A 22,809-nucleotide genomic window follows, 5' to 3' on the forward strand; every position below is an offset into this window, starting at 1 on the left:
CGCCTATCCCGCTGCCCGCAATTCGTCCTGCACGTCCTTCAGCACGCGCGCACCCTCGCCGCCCTGGATGCGGGCGATGTCGTCCTGATATTTCAGGAGCGTGCCAATCGTGTCGGAAATGGTCTCGGGATCGAGTGCCAGCCGGTCGAGCTCGGTCAGCGCCGTCGCCCAATCGATCGTCTCGGCCACACCGGGGTTCTTGAAGAGATCAAGCGTCCTCAGGCGCTGCACATAAGCGACGATTTCGCGCGACAGCGCCTCGTTGCAGTGGGGCACCTTGCGGCGGATGATCTCCAGCTCCTGCTGCGCCTGCGGATAATCGACCCAATGATAGAGGCACCGCCGCTTCAGCGCGTCATGCACCTCGCGCGTCCGGTTGGTGGTGATGATGACGATCGGCGGCTCGGCGGCCTTGATCGTCCCGAGCTCGGGAATAGTCACCTGAAAGTCCGAGAGCACTTCGAGCAGGAAGGCTTCGAAGGCCTCGTCGGTACGGTCGAGCTCGTCGATAAGGAAAACCGGGGCACGGCCATTTTCGGAGGCCAAAGCCTGCAGCACCGGACGGCGGATGAGATAGCGCTCGGAAAAGATGTCGGATTCGATCCTTCCGCGGTCCGTCAGACCCGATGCCTCAGCCAGCCGGATTTCCAGCATCTGTGCCGGGTAGTTCCACTCGTAGACGGCGGAGGCGACATCGAGCCCTTCGTAACATTGCAGCCGGATCAGCGGGCGCCCGAGCGCCTTTGACAGAACCTTGGCGATCTCGGTCTTGCCGACGCCCGCCTCACCCTCGAGAAACAGGGGCCGCTTCATCTTCAATGCCAGGAAAAGCACGGTGCCGAGCGCCCGGCCCGCAAGATAGTCCTGCCCGCCGAGCAGCACGATCGTCTCGTCGATCGACTGCGGCAGAAGCGGCGCGGTCTGATCAGCCATGTCTCCTCCCTTTTGGAGAAGTTATAGCGTGTGATAGTCGCGGTTCATATAGAGGAGCGCCGGTTTTGTTTCGTCGAAGCGGACGCCGACGACCTCCCCGAAGATGACGTGATGCGTCGACATCTCCTTGATTTCCATGACGCGGCAATCGAAGGAGGCCAGGCTGTCGGAAAGCACCGGCGCACCGGTTACCAGCTTCTCGAACTTGCCGGTCGCGAACCGCTCTTCGTTGCTGAGCTGCGTCCGGCCGGAAAACGCATCGGCCAGCCCCTGGTGATGGGCGCCGAGCGTATTCAGAGCGAAGATGCCGCTGCGGAAGAAGATCTCGTTCTTCGGGTTGGAATTGTTGAGGCAGACCAGCACGCAGGCCGGGCTGTCGGAGACCGAGCAGGCGGCGGTGATCGTCACGCCCCGCACCTGATCGCCAAGCGCCGTCGTCACGAGCTGCACGTGGCCGCCGAAACGGCTCATGGCATCACGATAAAGCTTGGGATCGATCGGCTGTCTGCTCAACAAAAGGTATCTCCCGCGGCCTCGCCGCTTGTTGTTCTTCCGCTAATATGGCGGTCATCGGTTACCTTTTCTACAATGAACGCGACGAAATGCTGCCTATTCCGCTGTTTTTCTTTGACGATTACCAATCGCCGGATAAAAGGGCATGAAGAAGGTCAGGAGCCGGCGACTTTTATGAATATTCTGCGTGGCATAGCTGCTGTTTCGATGCTGCTGGTGGCGGCGTCGGCGGGCCATGCAGCCGGCGTGACGATCGGCGTCGTCGCCCCACAGGGCGGCAGCCTGCAGCAGCTCGGCACCCAGGTCTTCGCCGGCGCCAATTTTCAGATCACCAGGGACGGCAATACCTTCGTCGCGATCAACGAGAGCTGCGAGGAAAACAGCGGCGGAGCGCTCGCCGACCAGCTCATCAGTGCCAAGGTCCAGATCGCCATCGGCTTCCTCTGCAGCGAGACGCTCGAAGGCGCCCTGCCGAAGCTGAAGGACGCCAATATCCCGGCAATCACCGTCTCTGTCCGCTCGCGCATCCTGATGGAGGATTCGCTGAAGAACGGATGGCCGCTCTTCCGCCTTGGCCCGCCTGATGGCGCCGAGGCCGCCAAGATCATCGAGGTCATCCTCCGCGACTGGGCAGCAGCCCCGATCGCGCTCATCGAGGACGGCACCATCCATGGCCGCGAACTGACCGAAGCCGTCCGCAACGCGCTGGAGCAGAACGGGCTGAAGCCTGCCTTCACCGACACCTACCGGCCGGGCCAGGAACAGCAGATCGCCCTTGTTCGCCGGCTGAAGCGCGCCGGCGCCACCAAGGTCTTCGTCGGCGGCGACCGCTCCGACGTCGCGATCATCGCCCGCGATGCGGCAGCAGAAAAGATCCCGCTCGATATTCTCGGCGGCGATGCGATGCGCGCCGCCAATCAGCCGCTGGCACTGGCAGATGGCGTGCGTGCCGTCGCAATCGCGGAATATGCGAACCAGCCGGAAGCCCGCGATACCGTGCAGGCAATGCGCGCTGAAGGCATCGAGCCGGAAGGCTACGTGCTTCCCGCCGCCGCAGCCGCGGCGATCGCCCAACAGGCGGTAACGGCAGCAAACGGCAAGCCGCTTGCCGATGTCCTGACCGGCACGAATTTCATGACCCCGATCGGCCCCGTCACCTTCGGCGCCAATCACGAACTGACGGACAACCCCTACCGCCTGCAGGAATGGCGCAACGGCGCCTTCCAGATCCTCGGTGCGGCCTCGGAGTGAGGCTTCGTCATCGCGCTGCGATCAGTTGCCCGTTGCGCCGCACACTGCTAAATCCGCGGCGAGCATCTTAACGAGAGAGAGTTCCACATGACGCTGCCGATCCGCATCGCCCCCTCCGTCCTCGCTGCCGACTTCGCCAAGCTCGGCCAGGAAGTCCGTGACGTGACCGCGGCCGGCGCCGACTGGATCCATCTCGACGTCATGGACGGCCATTTCGTCCCGAACATCTCCTTCGGCCCCGATGTCATCAAGTCCGTCCGCTCCTATACGGATGCGACCTTCGACTGCCATCTGATGATCTCGCCGGTCGACGCCTATCTTGAGGCCTTCGCCAAGGCCGGCTGCGACCGCATCACCGTTCACGCCGAATCCGGCCCGCACCTGCACCGTTCGCTGCAGACCGTCCGCAATCTCGGCAAGAAGGTCGGCGTCACCCTTAACCCGGCAACGCCGCTCTCCGTCATCGAGAACGTGCTGGATGATATCGACCTCATCCTCATCATGTCGGTCAATCCCGGTTTTGGCGGCCAGAAATTCATTCCGGCCATGGCCGGCAAGATCGCTGCCGCCAAGTCGCTGATCGGTGACAGGCCGATCGAACTGCAGGTCGATGGCGGTGTTACGCTCGAAACCGCCCCAATCGTCGGCAACGCCGGCGCCAACGTCCTCGTCGCGGGATCGGCGATCTTCAAGGCGGGATCGCTGGAAGGCTACCGCGCCGAGATCGACGGCCTGCGCCGCGCTGCCGAAGCCGGCCGCGCATGATCGCGGTCCGTCCGGGGTTCGCTCTGACGATGGAACGCTTGCGCGCCGCCAAACCGCCCGCCGCCGATTTCTTCGCAGGCGCCCTCCTCTGGGCCCTGATGATGACGGCGTCGGCAATGGCGGCGCTCTATGCCCGAAACCGCTTCGAAACCAGCCACCTGGCTGAACTCGCACTGCTTTATTTCTTCGGCGGCCTGTTCGCCTGGCCCTTCATGCTGCCGCTCGCCCGCTTCTTCGCTTGGCAGCGCCCGGTCGAGACACGCTTTGCCGCCTTCTTTGCCTGCCTGACCGCAGGCACGATCCTCATGACGGCCTTCCTGTTCTCGATGGACTACCGTATCTTCTATTCGCGCTGGCATGCGCCTTTCGGCAGCGTCATCTGGATTTTCGAGTTCATCTTCACCGGCGCCAATGCCGTCTACCAGTTTGCGGTGCTCGGCGTTCGCCTGTTTCTGCCCTTCGGCCTCGTCTGCCTGCTGGCAACCAGTTTGGTGCTTGCGAAACGCATGCGTTGAGATTGCCGCGCGTCTTTGCTACAGGGGCGCCAGCAAGTTTTACCTCCCAACGAAAGCAGTGAGCCATGATCCCGCGTTACTCCCGCCCAGAGATGGTCGCCATCTGGTCGCCCGAAACCAAGTTCCGCATCTGGTTCGAAATCGAAGCCTATGCCTGCGATGCACTGGCCGAGCTCGGCGTCATCCCGAAGGAAGCTGCCAAGACCATCTGGGAAAAGGGCAGCGCCGCGAACTTCGACGTCGCCCGTATCGACGAGATCGAAGCCGTCACCAAGCATGACGTCATCGCCTTCCTGACCCATCTCGCCGAATTCGTCGGCCCCGACAGCCGCTTCGTGCACCAGGGCATGACCTCGTCCGACGTTCTCGACACGACGCTCAACGTGCAGCTGGTGCGCGCTGCAGATATCCTGCTTGCCGGCGTCGATCGCGTTCTCGCAGCGCTGAAGACCCGCGCTTTCGAGCACAAGGACACCGTCCGCATCGGCCGCAGCCACGGCATCCATGCCGAGCCGACGACGATGGGCCTGACGCTTGCCCGCTTCTATGCCGAGATGGACCGCAACCGCGCCCGCCTGGTCGCTGCCCGCGCCGAAATCGCAACGGGCGCGATCTCCGGTGCCGTCGGCACCTTCGCCAATATCGATCCGCGCGTCGAAGAGCATGTCTGCGCCAAGCTCGGCCTCACCCCGGAGCCGGTCTCCACGCAGGTCATCCCGCGTGACCGTCACGCCATGTTCTTCGCCACGCTCGGCGTCATCGCCTCGTCGATCGAGAACATCGCCATCGAATTCCGCCACATGCAGCGCACCGAAGTGCTGGAAGCCGAAGAATTCTTCTCGCCGGGCCAGAAGGGCTCGTCGGCCATGCCGCACAAGCGCAACCCGGTCCTGACCGAAAACCTGACTGGTCTGTCGCGCCTCGTGCGCATGTCGGTTGTCCCGGCCATGGAAAACGTGGCCCTCTGGCATGAGCGCGATATCAGCCATTCGAGCGTAGAGCGCGCCATCGGCCCGGATACGACGATCACCCTCGACTTCGCGCTGAACCGCCTCGCCGGCGTTGTCGAGAAGCTGGTCGTCTATCCCGAGAACATGGAAAAGAACCTCAACAAGTTCCGCGGTCTCGTCCACTCCCAGCGCGTTCTCCTGGCACTGACCCAGGCCGGCGTGTCCCGCGAAGACGCTTATCGTCTCGTGCAGCGTAACGCCATGAAGGTCTGGGAACAGGGCAAGGACTTCCTCGAAGAACTGCTGGCCGACCAGGAAGTGCGCGCCGCGCTCTCCGAAGCCGATATCCGCGAGAAGTTCGACCTTGGCTACCACACCAAGCATGTCGACACGATCTTCAAGCGCGTCTTCGGCTGATTGCCGGTCACAACACAATGAAGCGGCGCCTCAGGGCGCCGTTTTTGTTTTCTGCTTGCGCGGCTTGGGTTTCGCGGCTGTCGCCTTCTGCGGAGTGGCCTTACGCGGTGCCGCAGGCTTGTCGGCCGCCTGGCTGATCTTCAGCTCGGCGGCCGCCCGGCCGCGTTTGTTGCCCTTCTGCTTCCTCGGCTCGTCCGCCAGCGCCACGTCGCCATTGGTCTGATTTGCCCGCCCCTTCGCTGCCTTCGCAACCAGCCGGTCCAGATGCTTCAGATCGTCCTCATCGAGGTTCTCGATGCCAATGAAGCGGTTTTCGGCATGGCTGGTCAGGATGATTTCATCGAGCTTGGCCTGAATGGCGCGGGTATCACGGGTCTGCGCGTTCTGCAGCACAAAGACCATCAGGAAGGTGACGATTGTCGTGCCGGTATTGATCACCAGCTGCCACGTCTCCGAATAATCGAAGACTGGCCCGAGTGAAGCCCATATCAGGACGGAAATGACAGCGAGAACGAAGGTGACCGGCGCACCTGCCAGCTCCGACACCTTCGTTGCGAAATGCGCGAAAAGCTTCTTCGCACCTTCCATGAGTTGCCTCCCTCAAAGACATGACAAAACAACTCTGAGAGAGGCAGCAAAGTTCCGGCACGCTTGCTGACAGGCTTAGGCCGGTCCGATCAGCTTGCGATAGAGGTGCCAGGTCGCATGGCCGAGGATCGGCATCACCAGCGCCAGGCCGGCAAACAGCGGGATGCTGCCGATCACCAGCAGGGCGGCGATGATGAAGCCCCAGACAAGTACCGGGATGGGATTGGTCAGCGTGGCGCGGATCGAGGCGCTCATTGCCGCGACAAGCCCGACATCCCGGTCAAGCAGCATCGGGAACGTCACCAGCGTCGTCGCCAGCACGATCACTGCGAAAGCGAGGCCGAGCAGATTGCCCCACATCATCAGCTGCATGCCCTCAGGCGTGCCGAAGATCTGCGCGGTGAACGTGTCGATCGACCGCGGGAAGACGTCGCCGAAGAGGTTGGTATAGAGCGTCTGCGCTGCCACCAGCCAGACAACGAAGAAGGCGAACAGCAACAGGCCGCCGGCAATGATCGACGGAAGCGCCGGCGAATGGCGCACGTCGAACGCATGCCGCCAGGACGTGTCCTCGCCCATCTCGCGCCGCTTGCTGATCTCATAGAGGCCGATCGCTGCGATCGGGCCGATCAGCGCGAAGCCCGAGATCAACGGAAAGATCATAGGAAGCAGATTGGCACTCGATGTCGCAACCGCCAGGAACACGCCGGCAATCGGATACATCAGACACAGGAAGACATAGTGAGACGGCTTTTCGCGAAAATCGTCCAAGCCGCGCTTGAGCGCGTCGAACACATCGTCAATGCTGATCTTGTTGATGGCGGGACGCGCGTAGGCTTCGCCTGCTCCCGTCATGACATGAAATGCCGTCATGGCTTTCTCCTCCGTGAGCCGTTCATCCGGCGGCGGAAAAAGCATCGGCTTTGAACAGGCCGACACGAAATCCGCAACCGGCAATGGCCAAGAATAACAAATTTGACCGCACGTGTCCTGCTTTCCCTTGACAGAACGTTCAAGCCTTCTCACATCGGCGGCATCATGAAAGCCTCAGACGCAGATATTCTCATCATCCCCGGTTACACCAATTCCGGTCCCGATCACTGGCAGACCCGCTGGGAAGCCAAGCTGAGCACGGCGCGCCGTGTCGAGCAGGCAGAATGGTCGAAGCCGGTCCGCGACGATTGGATCGCCCGCATCGCCGAGGAGGTCAACGCCTCGACGCGCCCGGTCGTGTTGGTCGCCCACTCGCTCGGCATTCCCTCGACGATCCACGCGATCCCGCATTTCAAGAACAAGGTTGCCGGCGCCTTCCTCGTGGCACCGCCCGATGTCGCAAATCCGGATATCCGCCCGAAGCATCTGATGACCTTCGGCCCCTATCCGCGCGATCCGCTGCCCTTCCCGGCGATCACCGTCGCCAGCCGCAACGATCCCTTCGGCACCTACGAACATGCCGATGACATCGCCGCAAGCTGGGGCTCGCTGCTGATCGACGCCGGCGAATCCGGCCATATCAATTCGGAGTCCGGCCACGGTCCCTGGCCAGAAGGCACGATGGTCTTTGCCCAGTTTCTCTCGAAGCTGAAGCCGTAGAGCCCTGCCGCCCCTCTAAAATTTGGGGTCTAATAGTTATTTTAGCGAAGACATGGATAATGCGCGCAATCAGCAGATCGAGTGCGCGCATTGAAGCAATCCAGCAAAGACCCTAAGGCGAAGACCGCGGCACAGCAGGCCAAGCCCGACGAGAAACGGCGTCTGGAAATCCACGACACGCCTGATCTTGCAGAGCGCGAGAGCCGCTGGAACTACGCGCTGATCGGCTCGGGTCTCGGCGTCTGGGATCACAATCACCGCGCCGGCACCAAATACTATTCCGAAACCTGGAAAGAAATCCGCGGCATGGGCCCGGATGAGAGCGCCGACGGCGACTACGAAGAATGGTTGGCGCTTCTCCATCCTGATGACCGCGATTTCGTCATTGAGGCGATCGACAAGCAGATCGCCGGCGACCCCGATTATCAGGTCTTCGAATATCGCGAACGCCACAAGGACGGCCACTGGGTCTGGATCGAATGCCGCGGCGCCTGTGTCGAATGGGACGAGAACGGCAACCCCGCCCGCATCGTCGGTACCGACACCGATATCACCGCCCGCAAGCGCGCCGAGGAGATGCTGGAGCACCTCTCCCGCCGCCTCGATCTGGCACTCGACATCACCCGCATCGGCGTTTTCGAGGCCGATCTCGAGGCCGATGCCGTCGAATGGGACGACCGTCTGCTGGCCATGTACGGGCTCGAAGGCACGTCGCGCGTCAAACCCGGCGAAGCCTGGGAAAAAATGCTGCACCCTGATGACCGCGTCCGCGCGCTCTCCCGCCTCGATGAGAGCCTCGACAAGGACCAGGGACTGCTGCACGAGTTCCGCATCATCCGGGCCGATGGCATCGAGCGCGTCATCCGCGCCCGCTCGGCCTTTTTCGTCGATGCCGAAGGCAAGCGCAAACTGATCGGTGCCAATTGGGATGTCACCGAAGAGGTCAAGCTCCGCAACGACCTGCAGAACGCCAAGAACCTAGCCGAGGCGCGTAACCAGGAGCTTGAGGCCGCCAAGGAAAGCATCGAGCACCTTGCGCTTCACGACTACCTGACCGGCCTGCCGAACCGCCGCTATCTCGACCGCACCCTGGAAGAGCGCGCCGAGGAATGCCGCAACGGCAGCCTGACGCTCGCCGTCCTGCATATCGATCTCGACCGCTTCAAACAGATCAACGACACGCTCGGCCACCGCGCGGGCGATGCGATGCTGAAACATGCCGCGAAAGTGCTGAAGGACTGTGTCCGCTCGACCGATTTCGTCGCTCGTATCGGCGGCGACGAATTCGTCGTCCTCTGCGCCATCGACAGCGGCACGAAGAAGCTGTCGAACATGGCCGCCCGCATCATCCGCGAACTCTCGAAGCCGATCCGCTACGAAGGCCACGAATGCCGCTTCGGCGCGAGCATCGGCATTGCCGCCGACAGCGGCGCCGATCTCGATGCCAAGCAACTGCTGCTGAATGCCGATATCGCGCTCTACCGCGCCAAGGGTGCCGGCCGTAACCGGCATGAATTCTTCTCCAAGGACGCCCGCCGCAGCATCATTGCCGCCAAGCGCCTTGCCGACGAGATCCTGCAGGGCCTGGAACGCCACGAATTCGTGCCGGTCTACCAGCTGCAGTTCAATGCCCGGACACTTGAAGTCGCCGGCGTCGAAACGCTTGCCCGCTGGCAGCATCCCGAACACGGCCTGATGGCGCCGGATCGCTTCCTGAAGATCGCCGAGGACCTCGACGTCGTCTCGACGATCGACGGCCTCATCCTCGAGCATGCGCTCGCCGACCGCGCCGCCTGGGCCAAGCAGGGCTTCCGCACGCCGAAAATCTCCGTCAACGTTTCCTCCGGTCGCCTCAACGACCCGACGCTCGGCAAAAAGCTGAAGGCGCTGAAGGTCGAGCCCGGCACACTCTCCTTCGAACTTCTGGAATCGATCTCGCTCGACGACTGCGATGATGCCGTCACTGCCAATCTGAGGCAGATCCGCCGCCTCGGCATCGACATAGAGATCGATGACTTCGGCACCGGCCACGCCTCGATCGTCAGCCTGCTGAAGCTCAGCCCGCGCACCCTGAAGATCGACCGCGAGCTGATCCGTATGCTGCCGCAATCGGCAGAACAGCGAAAACTGGTGCGCTCGATCATCGATATCGGCCGCTCGCTGAACATCCTAGTAACTGCCGAGGGCGTCGAGACCATGGATCACGTCCGCATCCTCGCCGATCTCGGCTGCGACGTCCTCCAGGGCTATGCGTTGGCACGTCCGATGCCCGCGGCGCAGATCCCGGCCTATGTCCAGGCCGCCAACTGGCGTCATCCGGAAGGCGGCGCACGCGCGCTGCAAAGCGGCCTCAGCCGCGAGATCAAGCGCAACGGCACCAAATAAGCCTGCATAACCGGCATGCCACGCGGCTTTGATTTCCAACAGTCACCAAAACTCTGTAGGCTGATATCCGCAATATCTTCGATTCTCTCAGGCGGCATCCCTATATCTTGGGAATCCGGGGAAGGAGCTACTGGCGCATTGTGAAAGTCACTCTTTTCCTTTATGGGGACGCCACGAGATCGATCCACTGCGCTATCCCAAGAGCGCCAAGACAGAGAAAAGCTTAAAATGAACCGTCGCCGCCGTATCTACGAGGGCAAGGCCAAGATTCTATATGAGGGACCGGAACCGGGTACGTTGATCCAGTTCTTCAAGGATGATGCCACCGCCTTCAACAAGAAGAAGCATGAAGTTATCGACGGCAAGGGCGTTCTGAACAACCGCATTTGCGAGTTCATCTTCAACCATCTGAACAAGATCGGCATCCCGACGCATTTCATCCGCCGCCTCAACATGCGCGAGCAGTTGATCCGCGAAGTCGAGATGATCCCGCTCGAGATCGTCGTGCGCAACGTCGCCGCCGGCTCGCTCGCCAAGCGCCTCGGCATCGAGGAAGGCGTGGTCCTGCCGCGCTCGATCATCGAATTCTATTACAAGTCGGATTCGCTCGACGATCCGATGGTCTCCGAAGAACACATCACGGCATTCGGCTGGGCCAACCCTGCCGAGCTGGATGACATCATGGCGCTCGCCATCCGCGTCAACGACTTCATGACCGGCCTCTTCCTCGGCGTCGGCATCCAGCTCGTCGATTTCAAGATCGAATGCGGCCGCCTCTTCGAAGGCGACATGATGCGTATCATCCTCGCCGACGAAATCTCCCCGGACAGCTGCCGTCTGTGGGACATCGAGACCCGCGAAAAGATGGACAAGGACCGCTTCCGCCGCGATATGGGCGGATTGCTGGAAGCCTATTCCGAAGTCGCGCGGCGCCTCGGCATCATCAATGAAAACGAGCCCGTGCGCGGCACCGGGCCTGTATTGGTCAAGTAAGTCAGGGAAATCGGCAAGTGATCAAAGCTCGTGTAACCGTCACGCTCAAGAATGGCGTTCTCGACCCGCAGGGCAAGGCAATCGAAGGCGCCCTCGGCGGCCTCGGCTTTTCCGGCATCGGCCAAGTCCGCCAGGGCAAGGTCTTCGACCTGCAGCTCGAAGGCGCAGACAAGGCCAAGGCCGAATCCGACCTCAAGGCCATGTGCGAGAAACTCCTCGCCAACACGGTGATCGAGAACTATACTATTTCTCTCGACTGAAGGTTGTGGAGAATGCGCGATGGCTGATGTGACTCAGGACTTCATGTATGAGCTTCTGAAGAAGATGCATCAGCGCTTCGACAAGATTGATATTTCGCTGGCAGAAATTCGCAGCGAAATGCAAAGCATGCGCGGCACGATGATTTCGGTCCATCAGGATCTCCATAATATTTACGGTATTCTGGATCGTCACGAGCAGCGTCTTGATCGCATTGAAAACCGTCTCGAACTCCGAGAACTGGCAGAAGCACAAGCAAGGTTTGAACCGCACCCATGAAGTCCGCCGTCGTTCAGCTCCCTGGTCTCAACCGCGATCGTGACATGATCGCTGCGCTCACCAAGATTTCCGGTCACGCACCGGTGACGGTGTGGCAGACTGAAACGCAGATTCCGGATGTCGACCTGATCGTCATCCCGGGCGGCTTCTCCTACGGCGACTATCTGCGCTGCGGCGCGATCGCAGCCCGCATGCCGGTCATGCAGGCGATCATCGAGAAGGCCAAGCAGGGAACCAAGGTTCTCGGCGTCTGCAACGGCTTCCAGATCCTCGTCGAGGCGGGCCTCCTGCCCGGCGCGCTGATGCGCAATTCCTCGCTGAAGTTCGTCTGCCGCGAAGTTAAGCTCGAAGTCGTCAACGCCGATACCGACTTCAGCCGCGCCTATGCCAAGGGCCAGATCATCCGTTCGCCGGTCGCCCACCACGACGGCAACTTCTTCGCCGATGCCGAGACGCTGGCAAAGATCGAAGGCAACGGCCAGGTCGTCTTCCGCTATGCCGAAGGCACCAACCCGAACGGTTCCATCAATGATATCGCCGGCGTGATGAACGAGAGCGGCAATGTTCTCGGCATGATGCCGCATCCGGAAAACCTGATCGAGGCTGCCCATGGCGGCTCCGATGGCCGCGGTCTCTTCGCTTCGGCGCTGGATGTAATCGCCGCTTAACCTTCGCCGGATATCAGGTGGATCTAAACCACCGCTGGAGACCACCGATGCGCATTGCGACCACCCTTACGGCTGCCGCCGCTCTTGCTGTCATCGGAATGTTGGCCGCGTCCTGCCAGTCCAAGGCGCCGTCCGTCAGCGCCAACCGGGACGCGCTCTCCACCATGGAGCGCGTTGCCGTCGGCGCCAATAATTGCTGGTTCAAGTCGGGCGACGCGGCCTTCGCGACCTATCGCCTGGCGCCGGAGCTCAATTCCTTCTCTGGCCGCCCACGCATTCTCGTCGTTCACAAGAACAGCCCTGCCGGACTGCCGCATCTCGTCGTTCAGGCGGAAGGCGCTCCGGCCCGCCTGCAGGCCTTCGGCCCGCTGATGTCCCAGCCGGTCTCCGCCCGCATTGCCGCCGACGTCAACCGCTGGTCCGCGGGCAGCAAAGCCTGCAGCTGATCAATCCCAGAAAAACGATTTGCCGACTTCGCGGGCCGCATCGGACTGCGACATGCCGATATCCTTGAGCTGATCAGCCGTCAGCTCGCGTAGCGCCCGGCGTCCCTCGCGCTTGCTGTGCCATTCGATAAATCCATTCCAGAGACGCTCAAGCCATGTCCCGCCGGTCGTTGTGACGCGGGGCGCAATGGCGCGCGGATCGCTTACCGATGCAATGGGTACAATTTCACCCTTTAGCTGAGGCATTATCGACATCGCCATCCTCCTATCGTTCGGCCGGCGTAAATGTCTCATATTCTTGACAGCACAAGGGTGACAATCTATTCATTGTCACCATGACAAATTGGCTCCCAGATCTCTCGCGCGGTTCCGGCCCGGTCTATATGCGGCTGGCCGACAGCATCGAATCCGCCATCGCCAGCGGTGCCCTGCCCGCCGGCAGCAAGCTGCCGCCGCAGCGAAATCTCGCTTATGATATCGGGGTGACAATCGGCACGATCGGCCGGGCCTATGCGCTCGTTCACGAACGGGGCCTCGTCGCAGGCGAAGTCGGCCGCGGCACCTATGTGATCGACCGCAATCAGGCCTCGCCAAGCGAACAGGTTGACCCGCTGACGATTTCGCTCGGCGGCACCCGCGCCATCGACGCACCACCGAACAAGATCCGCTTCGATACGACCGCGGCACCCGATCTCGGCCAGGGCAGGATTGTCGGGCGCATCCTCGGCGAAATCGGCGAGCAGCACATGTCTGAGGTGTCGTCCTATTCGCGAACCTTTCCGCAGAACTGGTTCACCGCCGGACGCATATGGCTGTCGCGCAATGGCTGGGCGCCGGATGCCGCCAATATCGTCCCGACTTCTGGCGTCCACGCCGCAGCAATCGCCATCATCTCCGCCGTGTCCTCACCCGGTGACAAGATCGTGTTCGAGAACCTCACCTATACGCAGGTCAGCCGCAGCGCCCGCATCCTCGGCCGCCGCACGATCATCGTCGATTCCGACGAACACGGCGTCATCCCCGAGGATTTCGAGCGTGTCTGCCACCAGCAGCATCCGAAGCTCGCCTTCTTGATGCCGACCGCCCACAATCCGACGCTCGCGACCATGCCGCTCGATAGGCGCCAGGCGATTGCAGAGATCGCGCGACGCCATGGCGTCTGGCTGATCGAAGACGATCTCTATGGCGGCATGACCGGCGATACGACGCCCCTGCTCGCCTCGCTCGCGCCGGAGCGAACGTTCCTGATCAATGGCCTGTCGAAATCCGTCGCCGCCGGTGTTCGCGGCGGCTGGGCCGCCTGCCCGCCGCATTTTGCTCAGCGCATCAAGGTGACGCACAAGATGATCACCGGCGGCCTGCCCTTCATTCTGGCAGAGACAGCCGCGCGGCTCGTCGAGTCAGGTGAGGCCCACAGCGTCCGCGCCGCAAGCGTCAAGGAGCTAGCGCGCCGCGAGGCGATCGTGCGCGAACATCTCGCCGGCTTCGATTTCGTCTCCCATCCGCACGCGCCCTTCCTCTGGCTGAAGGTTCCCGACCCCTGGCATTCCGGCACTTTCAAGAATGCCGCCTATCAGGAAGGCGTGCTGATCGACGACGAGGACGAGTTCAAATCGGCGCGCTCTGAGCGCGTCTATCACCGCGTCCGCGTTTCCTTCTCTTCGCCGGCCGATGTCACCGAGCTCTCCCGCGGGCTCACAACCCTGCGGCGCCTGCTCGAAAGCGGCGTCTCCTCCTACGACAGCGAAGTCTGATCCTGTTGCATTTCAGACTCAGCACACCGCCAAAAACTGTCATATTTTAGGGGCGGCTTTACCTTTGCCCCTCGCTGGGTACCAATCGATCAGCAGCGCATGCTGCGATTCGATCAGCGCGAGGGAAACCGATGAACGGTTGTATCCGCAAAGTGGTCCTGCGTTTCCTGTCTGCATCCACCGTCGCGGTTCTCGCCGCCGGTGCATCGAGCCTGCCCGCGCATGCGCAGGATCAGATATTCGACGAACTACGCTTCGGCGCCACCGCCTCCATCCAGGGCGGCAGCGAACATGAAGACGGCGTCTTTCCCGAAGTGACGCTCTTCTTCGATCCATTCGGCCATGACGAAGCCACCGGCCTGCAGAAGCTTGCGCGGCCGCGCATCCATTTGGGTACCTCGATTGGCACCTCCGGCTCCGCCACGCAGGTCTTCACCGGCTTGTCCTGGACTGCGGACTTTTCCGAGAAGCTCTTCGCCGAGGCGGGTTTCGGCGGCGTCATCCATACCGGCGAGCTCGATCACAACGACGACGGCCCGGCACTCGGCTGCCGCGTGCTGTTCCACGAATATATCGGCGCCGGCTATCGCTTCGACAATCACTGGAATGTCATGGCTCAGGTCGCCCATTCCTCGCACGCCAATCTCTGCGACGGCCCGAACAACGGCATGACCCGCGCTGGCCTGCAGCTCGGCTATAAATTCTAGGCATCTGCCACTTCGAAAGGCGCCTCCGAGCCTCATTGTTGACGGCGGCCATTTTCCTGTCGCGCGCGCGGCCAACTTGGGTTAAAGACACCGCAAAACGCGCAACGGCAGGGACTTTCGAGAGCTCATGACCATATCCAATACCCGCCCGATCACCCCCGAACTCATCGCCAGCCACGGCCTGAAGCCGGATGAATATCAGCGGATCCTGGATCTGATCGGCCGCGAGCCGACCTTTACCGAGCTCGGCATCTTCTCGGCCATGTGGAACGAGCACTGCTCCTACAAGTCTTCCAAGAAGTGGCTGCGCACGTTGCCGACAAAGGGACCGCGCGTCATCCAGGGCCCGGGCGAAAATGCCGGCGTCGTCGATATCGATGACGGCGACTGCGTCGTCTTCAAGATGGAAAGCCATAACCACCCGTCCTACATCGAGCCCTACCAGGGCGCGGCGACCGGCGTCGGCGGCATCCTGCGCGACGTCTTCACCATGGGTGCCCGCCCGATCGCCGCGATGAACGCGCTGCGCTTCGGCGAGCCGAGCCACCCGAAGACCCGTCACCTCGTTTCCGGCGTCGTTGCCGGTGTCGGCGGCTACGGCAATTCCTTCGGCGTCCCGACCGTTGGCGGCGAAGTCGAGTTCGATGCCCGCTATAACGGCAACATTCTCGTCAACGCCTTTGCCGCTGGCCTCGCCAAGTCGAACGCCATCTTCCTCTCGGAAGCCAAGGGGGTCGGCCTGCCCGTCGTCTATCTCGGCGCCAAGACCGGCCGCGACGGCGTCGGCGGCGCGACGATGGCATCGGCAGAGTTCGACGAGTCGATCGAAGAGAAGCGCCCGACGGTGCAGGTCGGCGACCCCTTCACTGAAAAGTGCCTGCTCGAAGCCTGCCTCGAGCTGATGAAGACCGGCGCAGTCATCGCCATCCAGGACATGGGTGCCGCCGGCCTCACCTGCTCGGCCGTCGAAATGGGCGCCAAGGGCGATCTCGGCATCCTGCTCGATCTCGATACCGTTCCGGTCCGCGAAGAGCAGATGACGGCCTATGAAATGATGCTGTCCGAAAGCCAGGAGCGCATGCTCATGGTTCTCGAGCCGGAAAAGGAAGCCGTCGCCAAGGCGATCTTCGTCAAGTGGGGCCTCGATTTCGCGATCGTCGGCAAGACCACCGATGACCTGCGCTTCCGCGTCGTTCATCAGGGCGAGGAAGTCGCCAACCTGCCGATCAAGGATCTCGGCGATCAGGCTCCGGAATATGATCGCCCCTGGCGCGAATCCGGCAAGCGCGCGCCGCTGCCGGCCGAACTGGTCGCTGCCCCCGAAGACTACAACAAGGCCGTGCTCGATCTCGTCGGCTCCGCCAACCAGTCCAGCCGCCGCTGGGTCTACGAGCAGTATGACACGCTGATCCAGGGCAACTCGCTGCAGCTGCCGGGCGGCGACGCCGGTGTCGTCCGCGTCGAGGGTCACCCGACCAAGGCGCTCGCCTTCTCCTCAGACGTCACGCCGCGCTATGTTGAGGCCGACCCGTTCGAAGGCGGTAAACAGGCCGTTGCCGAATGCTGGCGCAACATCACCGCAACCGGCGCCGAGCCGCTGGCTGCTACAGACAACCTGAACTTCGGCAATCCCGAAAAGCCCGAAATCATGGGCCAGCTGGTTGAATCCATCAAGGGCATCGGCGAAGCCTGCCGCGCCCTCGATTTCCCGATCGTCTCGGGCAATGTCTCGCTCTATAACGAAACCAACGGCGTCGCCATCCTGCCGACCCCGACCATCGCCGGCGTCGGGCTGCTGCCCGACTGGAAGTCGATGGCCCGCATCGGCAGCGCCGCTGAAGGCGACCAGCTGATCCTGATCGGCACCGACGGCAGCCATCTCGGCTCCTCCATCTACCTGCGCGACATCATCGGCAGCACCGATGGCGGTGCCCCAGAGGTCGATCTCTTCGCCGAACGCCGCAACGGCGACTTCGTCCGCTCCGCGATCCGCAACGGCCAGATCAGCGCCTGCCACGACATTTCGTCGGGCGGTCTCGCGCTGGCGCTCGCCGAAATGGCGATGTCCTCGGGCAAGGGTCTCGATGTCAGCCTCTCGGACAGCAAGGGCGCGCCGCATGCGCTGCTCTTCGGCGAAGACCAAGCCCGCTACGTCGTCGCCGTGAAGGCCGATGTCGCCGATTTCCTCTGCGCCAATGCAGAAGGTGCCGGCGTTCCCTTCCGCCGCCTCGGCACCGTTGCCGGTGACAAACTGGTTGTCGATGATCTGATCGCACTGCCCATTCAGCAATTGCGCAACGCCCATGAATCGTGGTTCCCTGAGTTCATGGATGGCCGCGGCGCACTCGCCGCTGCGGAATGATGCGCAAGGAGTAATCGATCATGCCCATGAAACCCGGCGATATCGAAGACATGATCAAGGCCGGGATCCCCGGTGCCAAGGTGACGATCCGCGATCTGGCAGGAGACGGCGACCACTACGCCGCCGAAGTCGTCGCCGAAGCCTTCCGCGGCAAGAGCCGCGTGCAGCAGCACCAGATGGTCTACGAAGCGCTGAAAGGCAACATGGGCGGCATATTGCATGCCCTCGCACTGCAGACATCGGCACCTGAGTGAAATGCAAAATGCCCGGCACTGCCGGGCATTTTTGTTTAAGCCGCTTCGAACTCCATCAGCTCCCCAAGCTTGCTTTCAGCGACGATTGCACCAGCTAGCGGCCCCGCCGTCAACAACGTGAAATCGAACGGCGCCTGCAGATCCGGTCCGAGCACGTACTGGCGGTGGACGCGCAGGAAATCGAGCTTGATCTTCTTGTAGTGCTCCGGCGTCAGCATCTGCTTGACGCGGATGAACAGCATCTTGGCGGGCGGTGCGTCGGGGTGGCCGGTGACGGCGGCGACCGGGACCTTGTAGAAATGGATGGCGTCGGTGAGGCACTGGACGTCGAGCCAGAAGATCGCGGGATTTCGGGCGATGGCGCCGACGCGCGATCTCAGGACATTGGCGGGCTTCAGAAGCGCGCATTGCAGCACGGCGGAGCCCAGCGAGGCGAAGACGACGCGCTTTCCGGCAAGCAGATTTGGTTCCCGCTCCAGGAGCATGCCGAGCACATGAGCGGCAACGCTGGAGCCCATGCTGTGCGAGGAGATCACGTATTCATCTGCCTCTTCCGCAAGGGCAGCGCGTGCAGCCACGGCGCAACGTTCGAGGAACGCGCTGAATTCGGGGCGGTTCATCCGTCCGAGCGCGACTGCCATTTCCCAATCGGCGAAGAGATGCAGAGTATGGAACCGCTCTGTGAACGGCAGGAAGACGAAGGCGAAGAATGCGGCGGCGAGCGGCAGGCTCCAGATCAGGTTCCATGCCGGCAGGTCGAAGCCGAGAGGCGCAAGGGCAATCGTTGCCGTCAGCAGCATCCCCAATGTCATCAGCAGAAACGGGAAGATGAAGAACAGGCCGAAGCGCCAGGCGTGGCGGAAATAGGCGGTCATGGCCCCGTCGCCGATAATCCTGGCGGCTGCCGTGAAGCCGTCGATCATCCGCCGCGCGAGAGATTTGTTGCGCAGAGACTGCACGAGTTCGTCGTGATCGAGGATATAGATGCGGTTCTGGGTCTGCCAGGCCGCGCTCTTGGCATCGACCGTGAAGGAGACGGGATAGACGGCATTCTCGACTTCTCCGATCTCAGTCTCGAAGCCCCATACCTTGCCGCTCTGCTTTGCCGAACGCTCGTAGCGCGCACGCTGCGCGCGGCCATCCAGCGGTTCGAAGCCCGGGAAGTGCAGCACCACCCGCTTCCTGATCAATTCCATCACAGTCTTTCCGGCAAGCCCCCATGGCGCCATCGGCGCCGCCTTGCACGCCAAATGAGGCGGAAAAAATACGGACGGGCGCGAACAGCGCTTGCTAACGCAAAACATCCGGAATTCAATAGCCGGAAAACCAGTTTCTATCGCAGAAGGTGAATCATGGCCGATCTCATGAAGGAAATCGTCAACGGCGTGGTCGAAAGCGTCCTCAAGGAGATCCTGAAGAAGACGACCGGCCGTTCGACGACGAAGCGCACCAAGCGGCAGACTCGCTCTGCAACGACTGGCCGGTTCAAGAAGGCCGCCGCACCCCGCAAGACCGCCAAGAAGCAGGTCAGCAAACGCCGCACCGCCGCCGTTCGCAGCAAGCAGCGCAGCCGATGACATCGCCGGCGTAACGAAAGCGCAACAGCATTACCTAGCATGCTTACGATTGGTCTTTTTTTGGCATTGACTGCTGGAATTTGAACCGGCGCATGCTATCTAAAGCTAACGATTGAAACGGCGGGCCTTTAACCCGCCTGTTGAAAGGATTAGGTCCCATGAGCGGCATCAACGAATTCATCGACAACGAAATCAAGAGCAACGACGTCGTCCTTTTCATGAAGGGCACGCCGCAGTTTCCCCAGTGTGGTTTCTCCGGCCAGGTCGTGCAGATTCTCGATTACATTGGCGTCGATTATAAGGGCATCAACGTGCTCGCCGATTCGGAAATCCGCCAGGGCATCAAGGATTACTCCAACTGGCCGACGATTCCCCAGCTTTACGTGAAGGGCGAGTTCATCGGCGGCTGCGATATCGTCCGGGAAATGTTCCAGGCTGGCGAATTGCAGCAGCATCTGCAGGAAAACGGCGTCGCGGTTCGCGCCGCCTCCTGACCGGGCACCGGGCGTCCGCCCGGTTTCCAAACCTGATTTGATTTGAGTCCGAGGCGCTGTGCTGAACAGCGCCTTGGCCTGTTTATGGGAATTTCTAAAGTGACGGACACCTCTCCCACCGTTGCCGCGGGTCGAACACCTATGGGCAAGCGAGAGTTCATCTTTCTGGCTGCCTTCATGATGGCGGTCAATTCTCTCGCCATCGACGTCATGCTTCCTGCCCTCCAGCAGATCGGCGCCAATCTGGGGGTCGAAAGCGAGAACCACCGCCAGTTCGTCGTCTCGGCCTATCTCTTCGGCTTCGGCCTCGCGCAGTTGTTCTTCGGCCCGATCTCGGACCGGTTCGGCCGCCGCAAGCCGCTGTTTATCGGCCTCGTCATTTATATCTGTTCCGCCTTCGGCATTGCGCTCATCCCGTCCTTCGGCGGTCTTCTCGTCCTGCGTTTCATCCAGGGCATCGGCGCTGCGGCCACCCGCGTCATCACGATATCGATCGTCCGCGACATCTATGGCGGCCGGCAGATGGCCGAAGTCATGTCGCTGATCTCGATGACATTCATGATCGTGCCGGTCATCGCGCCGGGCACCGGTCAGCTCGTCATGCTGTTTTCAACCTGGCACATGATCTTCGTCTTCATTGGGGTGATGGCGACGCTGATCCTGCTCTGGGCCTATAACCGCCTGCCGGAAACGCTTGCGCCCGCCAATGTCCGTCCGTTCACGGCCAAGTCTGTCATCGGCGGCTTCAAGGTGGTTCTGACCAACCGCAGCGCGCTTTGCTACACGCTGGCAACCACCGTCGTCTTCGGCGCGCTGTTCGGCTTCATCAACTCGGCACAGCAGATCTATGTCGGCATCTACGGGCTCGGGGTCTATTTTCCCTTCGCCTTTGCAGGTGTGGCGATCTTCATGTCCTTCTCGTCGTTCCTGAATGCGCGCCTTGTCGGTCGCTTCGGCATGCGGCGCCTGTCGCATGCCTCGCTGGTCGGCTTCATCGTCGTCAACACGATCTGGCTGCTCGTCCAGCTCTATGGGCCGCAGCCGACGCCGTTCCCGGTCTTCATCTGCCTGTTCGGTCTGGCGATGTTCCAGTTCGGCTGGATCGGCTCGAACTTCAATTCGCTCGCCATGGAGCCGCTCGGTCATGTCGCCGGCACCGCCTCGTCGGTGCTCGGCTTCACCAGCACGATCGGCGGCGCGGCGATCGGCGCAGCCATCGGCCAGGCATTCGACGGCACGGCGCTGCCGATGGTCATCGGTTATTTCACCGTCGCCTTCATCGGCCTTGCCTTCGTGCTCGTTGCCGAAAAGGGACGGCTGTTCCAGCCACATAATCCGGCGGCCTGATCCGCCGGACGCATTCTTTCTTGGGGGTAATTCATCATGGCGCCGGATCACACGCCGCACGTCGAAAACCAGGGCTCGCGCCGCATCGGCATGGGCTTTGCGGAATTCGTCATCACCATCGCGATCATGACAGCCAGCATCGCCATGGCGATCGACAGCATGCTGCCTGCCCTGCCCGCCATCGGGCACTCGCTCAATGTCACCAACACCAATGATGCCCAGCTCGTCATTGCCGTGTTCTTCTTCGGCTTCGGCGTCTCGCAGATCCTGTTCGGCAGCCTCTGCGATGCCTTCGGGCGCCGCAACATCCTGCTCGGCGGTCTCGCAGTCTACGTGCTCGCCATGTTCGGCGCAGCCGCAACCTCAAGCTTCGAGATGCTGCTCGTCATGCGCTTCGTCCAGGGCATCGGCGGTGCTGCCGTGCGCATCACCAGCATGGCAATCGTCCGCGACTGCTTCGGCGGCCGCGAGATGGCGCGCGTCATGTCCTTCGTCATGATCGTCTTCATGATCGTGCCGATCGTCGCGCCGTCGGTCGGCCAGCTGATCATCAGCTACGCCAACTGGCACTGGATCTTCATCCTGCTCGGTCTCGTCGGCTCGATCCTGTTCATCTGGGCAGCAAGCCGCCTGAAGGAATCGCTACCGCGTGAGGAGCGCATCCCGCTCTCCGTCCGCGCCGTCACCGACGGTTTCAAGACCGTGCTGACCAACCGTATCACCTGCGGCTACATGATCGGCCTGACGATGTTCACCGGCGTCATCAGCGCCTATGTCATCTCCGTCCAGCAGGTCTTCGGCGAGGTCTACGGCCTCGGCGACTGGCTGCCGATCGCCTTTGCGGCGACCGCCGGCGGCATTGCCGTCGCCAACTTCGCCAATGGCTTCTTCGTCCGCACCTTCGGCATGCGCCGCATTTCGCATGCAGCGGTCATCCTCTTCACGCTGGTATCGGCTTTCGGCTACGTGATGGCGCTCGGCGGCACGGTCAATTTCGTGCTCGACTACGCGCTCTTCACCGTGCTGCTGATGATGTTTGCCGTCATCGCCACCAACTTCACGGCCATCAGCCTCGAGCCGATGGGCAATCTTGCGGGCACCGCCACTGCCATCACCGGCTTCGTCTCGACGACCTTCGGTGCGGTGCTCGGCGGCGCCGTCGGCCAGATGTTCAACGGCACGGTGCAGCCGCTCTTCGCCGGCTTTGCGATCTTCGGCGCCGTCAGCGTCGCCGCCACGCTCTGGGCCGAGAAGGGCAAGCTCTTCACTCATCCCGGCGACAGCCCTCAGCTGGATGCGGGTGCCGCACATTTCTAAAAAACGAAGGCCCGCTCTCGAGCGGGCCTTTTGCTGTCAGTCCATGTAGGGCAGATGCGCCTCGTTGACGGCCGCAATGAACTTCTTGCGCGCCTCCCTGGCGCCGACCGCGCCATTGAAGACATCGAGGCAGGTCACCTCGGCGCGATAGAGCGCCGGCCCATCCGCAACCGGCCATTCGGTGACCATCATCCGGTAGGCATCGTGCACCGAACGGACCACGCGGTTGCGCCCGCGCAGCTTCAGCCTGACGGGATCGAATTTCCGGATGTCAGTCTTTTCCATGACGCAATACCTCACGCAAAACACGCGACTCAACGAATCACCGCGCGAGTCGTTCCTTCAGTGCCCGGCTTCACCGCAACCATTCATGGTGCAAGAACCACACAGCGCCTACCAGAAGGCCGCATTGTGATGACATTCCGTTCATCTGGCGTTCATAT

Annotated in this window: 26 protein-coding genes; 19 read left to right on the forward strand and 7 right to left on the reverse strand. The window is 61.9% G+C overall.

Features of this window, described 5'->3' with window-relative positions; genetic code table 11:
- Positions 1-3 precede the first annotated feature (3 nt).
- A complete protein-coding gene (locus tag ABIE40_RS10090) occupies positions 4-933 on the reverse strand; it encodes an AAA family ATPase (protein WP_199629568.1) in 930 nt (309 codons plus the stop codon).
- A gap of 21 nt (positions 934-954) precedes the next feature.
- Positions 955-1,449 carry a flavin reductase gene (locus tag ABIE40_RS10095; RefSeq protein WP_112716435.1) on the reverse strand — a complete coding sequence of 165 codons (495 nt, stop codon included), beginning with the start codon at positions 1,447-1,449 and terminating at the stop codon, positions 955-957.
- Between the two features lie 171 nt (positions 1,450-1,620).
- Between ABIE40_RS10095 and ABIE40_RS10100 the strand changes: the two genes are divergently transcribed.
- From ABIE40_RS10100 to purB, 4 genes are all read left to right on the forward strand, one after another.
- Positions 1,621-2,697 (forward strand): branched-chain amino acid ABC transporter substrate-binding protein, encoded by a 1,077-nt coding sequence (locus ABIE40_RS10100; protein WP_199629567.1) that lies wholly within the window; start codon positions 1,621-1,623, stop codon positions 2,695-2,697.
- 87 nt (positions 2,698-2,784) lie between these two features.
- Positions 2,785-3,462: a ribulose-phosphate 3-epimerase gene (rpe, locus tag ABIE40_RS10105; RefSeq protein ID WP_199629566.1), complete on the forward strand. Its 678-nt coding sequence runs from the start codon at positions 2,785-2,787 to the stop codon at positions 3,460-3,462.
- A gap of 29 nt (positions 3,463-3,491) precedes the next feature.
- On the forward strand, positions 3,492-3,977 hold the full coding sequence (locus tag ABIE40_RS10110; RefSeq protein WP_199629565.1) for a hypothetical protein: 486 nt from the start codon (positions 3,492-3,494) through the stop codon (positions 3,975-3,977).
- Positions 3,978-4,042: 65 nt separating this feature from the next.
- Positions 4,043-5,344, forward strand: a complete 1,302-nt coding sequence (purB, locus tag ABIE40_RS10115) for an adenylosuccinate lyase (RefSeq protein WP_199629564.1) — start codon at positions 4,043-4,045, stop codon at positions 5,342-5,344.
- Positions 5,345-5,374: 30 nt separating this feature from the next.
- Here the strand turns inward: purB and ABIE40_RS10120 are convergent, their stop codons facing one another.
- The gene (locus ABIE40_RS10120; protein ID WP_199629563.1) at positions 5,375-5,932 is read right to left on the reverse strand and encodes a low affinity iron permease family protein; all 558 of its coding nucleotides are present in this window, start codon (positions 5,930-5,932) and stop codon (positions 5,375-5,377) included.
- Between the two features lie 75 nt (positions 5,933-6,007).
- The gene (locus ABIE40_RS10125; RefSeq protein WP_199629562.1) at positions 6,008-6,805 is read right to left on the reverse strand and encodes a DUF2189 domain-containing protein; all 798 of its coding nucleotides are present in this window, start codon (positions 6,803-6,805) and stop codon (positions 6,008-6,010) included.
- Between the two features lie 117 nt (positions 6,806-6,922).
- Between ABIE40_RS10125 and ABIE40_RS10130 the strand changes: the two genes are divergently transcribed.
- The 7 genes from ABIE40_RS10130 to ABIE40_RS10160 all read left to right on the forward strand — a co-directional run bounded on the left by ABIE40_RS10130 (position 6,923) and on the right by ABIE40_RS10160 (position 12,554).
- Positions 6,923-7,525, forward strand: coding sequence for an RBBP9/YdeN family alpha/beta hydrolase (locus tag ABIE40_RS10130; protein ID WP_502944804.1), 603 nt, complete (start codon positions 6,923-6,925; stop codon positions 7,523-7,525).
- A 162-nt stretch (positions 7,526-7,687) separates the two neighbouring features.
- Entirely contained in the window at positions 7,688-9,910 is a 2,223-nt protein-coding gene (locus tag ABIE40_RS10135; RefSeq protein WP_354541072.1) for a sensor domain-containing protein, read from the forward strand.
- 228 nt (positions 9,911-10,138) lie between these two features.
- Positions 10,139-10,903, forward strand: a complete 765-nt coding sequence (gene purC, locus ABIE40_RS10140) for a phosphoribosylaminoimidazolesuccinocarboxamide synthase (protein ID WP_112716451.1) — start codon at positions 10,139-10,141, stop codon at positions 10,901-10,903.
- Positions 10,904-10,920: 17 nt separating this feature from the next.
- Positions 10,921-11,163: a phosphoribosylformylglycinamidine synthase subunit PurS gene (gene purS / locus ABIE40_RS10145; RefSeq protein ID WP_112716453.1), complete on the forward strand. Its 243-nt coding sequence runs from the start codon at positions 10,921-10,923 to the stop codon at positions 11,161-11,163.
- A gap of 19 nt (positions 11,164-11,182) precedes the next feature.
- A complete protein-coding gene (locus ABIE40_RS10150; protein WP_199629561.1) occupies positions 11,183-11,440 on the forward strand; it encodes a hypothetical protein in 258 nt (85 codons plus the stop codon).
- Positions 11,437-12,108: a phosphoribosylformylglycinamidine synthase subunit PurQ gene (gene purQ, locus ABIE40_RS10155; RefSeq protein WP_112716457.1), complete on the forward strand. Its 672-nt coding sequence runs from the start codon at positions 11,437-11,439 to the stop codon at positions 12,106-12,108. The genes ABIE40_RS10150 and purQ overlap by 4 nt, the downstream gene beginning before the upstream one ends.
- Positions 12,109-12,155: 47 nt before the next feature.
- Complete coding sequence (locus ABIE40_RS10160; protein ID WP_199629560.1) at positions 12,156-12,554, forward strand: hypothetical protein; 399 nt, start codon at positions 12,156-12,158, stop codon at positions 12,552-12,554.
- Here ABIE40_RS10160 and ABIE40_RS10165 read toward each other — a convergent pair whose 3' ends face one another.
- Positions 12,555-12,809 (reverse strand): DUF1127 domain-containing protein, encoded by a 255-nt coding sequence (locus ABIE40_RS10165; protein WP_199629559.1) that lies wholly within the window; start codon positions 12,807-12,809, stop codon positions 12,555-12,557.
- Positions 12,810-12,889: 80 nt separating this feature from the next.
- Here ABIE40_RS10165 and ABIE40_RS10170 point away from each other — a divergent pair, with 80 nt between their 5' ends.
- The 4 genes from ABIE40_RS10170 to ABIE40_RS10185 all read left to right on the forward strand — a co-directional run bounded on the left by ABIE40_RS10170 (position 12,890) and on the right by ABIE40_RS10185 (position 17,631).
- A complete protein-coding gene (locus tag ABIE40_RS10170) occupies positions 12,890-14,308 on the forward strand; it encodes an aminotransferase-like domain-containing protein (RefSeq protein WP_199629558.1) in 1,419 nt (472 codons plus the stop codon).
- A gap of 131 nt (positions 14,309-14,439) precedes the next feature.
- Positions 14,440-15,015, forward strand: a complete 576-nt coding sequence (locus ABIE40_RS10175) for an acyloxyacyl hydrolase (RefSeq protein ID WP_199629557.1) — start codon at positions 14,440-14,442, stop codon at positions 15,013-15,015.
- A 127-nt stretch (positions 15,016-15,142) separates the two neighbouring features.
- Complete coding sequence (gene purL, locus ABIE40_RS10180; protein ID WP_199629556.1) at positions 15,143-17,377, forward strand: phosphoribosylformylglycinamidine synthase subunit PurL; 2,235 nt, start codon at positions 15,143-15,145, stop codon at positions 17,375-17,377.
- 20 nt (positions 17,378-17,397) lie between these two features.
- Positions 17,398-17,631: a BolA/IbaG family iron-sulfur metabolism protein gene (locus ABIE40_RS10185; RefSeq protein WP_037061327.1), complete on the forward strand. Its 234-nt coding sequence runs from the start codon at positions 17,398-17,400 to the stop codon at positions 17,629-17,631.
- A 35-nt stretch (positions 17,632-17,666) separates the two neighbouring features.
- On the opposite strand, the gene ABIE40_RS10190 is transcribed toward ABIE40_RS10185, so the two are convergent.
- On the reverse strand, positions 17,667-18,827 hold the full coding sequence (locus tag ABIE40_RS10190) for a hypothetical protein (RefSeq protein ID WP_199629555.1): 1,161 nt from the start codon (positions 18,825-18,827) through the stop codon (positions 17,667-17,669).
- A gap of 156 nt (positions 18,828-18,983) precedes the next feature.
- On the opposite strand from ABIE40_RS10190, the gene ABIE40_RS10195 reads away from it, so the two are divergent.
- From ABIE40_RS10195 to ABIE40_RS10210, 4 genes are all read left to right on the forward strand, one after another.
- Positions 18,984-19,208, forward strand: coding sequence for a hypothetical protein (locus ABIE40_RS10195; protein WP_112716876.1), 225 nt, complete (start codon positions 18,984-18,986; stop codon positions 19,206-19,208).
- 158 nt (positions 19,209-19,366) lie between these two features.
- Positions 19,367-19,702 (forward strand): Grx4 family monothiol glutaredoxin, encoded by a 336-nt coding sequence (gene grxD, locus ABIE40_RS10200; protein ID WP_199629554.1) that lies wholly within the window; start codon positions 19,367-19,369, stop codon positions 19,700-19,702.
- 141 nt (positions 19,703-19,843) lie between these two features.
- The gene (locus ABIE40_RS10205; protein WP_199629657.1) at positions 19,844-21,049 is read left to right on the forward strand and encodes a multidrug effflux MFS transporter; all 1,206 of its coding nucleotides are present in this window, start codon (positions 19,844-19,846) and stop codon (positions 21,047-21,049) included.
- A 36-nt stretch (positions 21,050-21,085) separates the two neighbouring features.
- A complete protein-coding gene (locus ABIE40_RS10210; protein WP_112716475.1) occupies positions 21,086-22,366 on the forward strand; it encodes a multidrug effflux MFS transporter in 1,281 nt (426 codons plus the stop codon).
- A gap of 36 nt (positions 22,367-22,402) precedes the next feature.
- Here the strand turns inward: ABIE40_RS10210 and ABIE40_RS10215 are convergent, their stop codons facing one another.
- The gene (locus ABIE40_RS10215; RefSeq protein WP_162708680.1) at positions 22,403-22,651 is read right to left on the reverse strand and encodes a DUF982 domain-containing protein; all 249 of its coding nucleotides are present in this window, start codon (positions 22,649-22,651) and stop codon (positions 22,403-22,405) included.
- Positions 22,652-22,809 lie beyond the last annotated feature (158 nt).

The sequence above is a fragment of the Rhizobium sp. OAE497 genome, from assembly GCF_040546565.1.
Taxonomy (GTDB): Bacteria; Pseudomonadota; Alphaproteobacteria; order Rhizobiales; family Rhizobiaceae; genus Rhizobium.

What these genes read in the sequence shown, in the direction of transcription:
- ABIE40_RS10090 (WP_199629568.1), bottom strand. Translation starts at nt 933, where the DNA reads ATGGCTGATCAGACCGCGCCGCTTCTGCCGCAGTCGATCGACGAGACG.
- ABIE40_RS10100 (WP_199629567.1), top strand. Translation starts at nt 1,621, where the DNA reads ATGAATATTCTGCGTGGCATAGCTGCTGTTTCGATGCTGCTGGTGGCG.
- rpe (WP_199629566.1), top strand. Translation starts at nt 2,785, where the DNA reads ATGACGCTGCCGATCCGCATCGCCCCCTCCGTCCTCGCTGCCGACTTC.
- ABIE40_RS10110 (WP_199629565.1), top strand. Translation starts at nt 3,492, where the DNA reads ATGGAACGCTTGCGCGCCGCCAAACCGCCCGCCGCCGATTTCTTCGCA.
- purB (WP_199629564.1), top strand. Translation starts at nt 4,043, where the DNA reads ATGATCCCGCGTTACTCCCGCCCAGAGATGGTCGCCATCTGGTCGCCC.
- ABIE40_RS10120 (WP_199629563.1), bottom strand. Translation starts at nt 5,932, where the DNA reads ATGGAAGGTGCGAAGAAGCTTTTCGCGCATTTCGCAACGAAGGTGTCG.
- ABIE40_RS10125 (WP_199629562.1), bottom strand. Translation starts at nt 6,805, where the DNA reads ATGACGGCATTTCATGTCATGACGGGAGCAGGCGAAGCCTACGCGCGT.
- purC (WP_112716451.1), top strand. Translation starts at nt 10,139, where the DNA reads ATGAACCGTCGCCGCCGTATCTACGAGGGCAAGGCCAAGATTCTATAT.
- ABIE40_RS10150 (WP_199629561.1), top strand. Translation starts at nt 11,183, where the DNA reads ATGGCTGATGTGACTCAGGACTTCATGTATGAGCTTCTGAAGAAGATG.
- purQ (WP_112716457.1), top strand. Translation starts at nt 11,437, where the DNA reads ATGAAGTCCGCCGTCGTTCAGCTCCCTGGTCTCAACCGCGATCGTGAC.
- ABIE40_RS10160 (WP_199629560.1), top strand. Translation starts at nt 12,156, where the DNA reads ATGCGCATTGCGACCACCCTTACGGCTGCCGCCGCTCTTGCTGTCATC.
- ABIE40_RS10165 (WP_199629559.1), bottom strand. Translation starts at nt 12,809, where the DNA reads ATGTCGATAATGCCTCAGCTAAAGGGTGAAATTGTACCCATTGCATCG.
- ABIE40_RS10170 (WP_199629558.1), top strand. Translation starts at nt 12,890, where the DNA reads ATGACAAATTGGCTCCCAGATCTCTCGCGCGGTTCCGGCCCGGTCTAT.
- ABIE40_RS10175 (WP_199629557.1), top strand. Translation starts at nt 14,440, where the DNA reads ATGAACGGTTGTATCCGCAAAGTGGTCCTGCGTTTCCTGTCTGCATCC.
- purL (WP_199629556.1), top strand. Translation starts at nt 15,143, where the DNA reads ATGACCATATCCAATACCCGCCCGATCACCCCCGAACTCATCGCCAGC.
- ABIE40_RS10185 (WP_037061327.1), top strand. Translation starts at nt 17,398, where the DNA reads ATGCCCATGAAACCCGGCGATATCGAAGACATGATCAAGGCCGGGATC.
- ABIE40_RS10190 (WP_199629555.1), bottom strand. Translation starts at nt 18,827, where the DNA reads ATGGAATTGATCAGGAAGCGGGTGGTGCTGCACTTCCCGGGCTTCGAA.
- ABIE40_RS10195 (WP_112716876.1), top strand. Translation starts at nt 18,984, where the DNA reads ATGGCCGATCTCATGAAGGAAATCGTCAACGGCGTGGTCGAAAGCGTC.
- grxD (WP_199629554.1), top strand. Translation starts at nt 19,367, where the DNA reads ATGAGCGGCATCAACGAATTCATCGACAACGAAATCAAGAGCAACGAC.
- ABIE40_RS10205 (WP_199629657.1), top strand. Translation starts at nt 19,844, where the DNA reads ATGGGCAAGCGAGAGTTCATCTTTCTGGCTGCCTTCATGATGGCGGTC.
- ABIE40_RS10210 (WP_112716475.1), top strand. Translation starts at nt 21,086, where the DNA reads ATGGCGCCGGATCACACGCCGCACGTCGAAAACCAGGGCTCGCGCCGC.
- ABIE40_RS10215 (WP_162708680.1), bottom strand. Translation starts at nt 22,651, where the DNA reads ATGGAAAAGACTGACATCCGGAAATTCGATCCCGTCAGGCTGAAGCTG.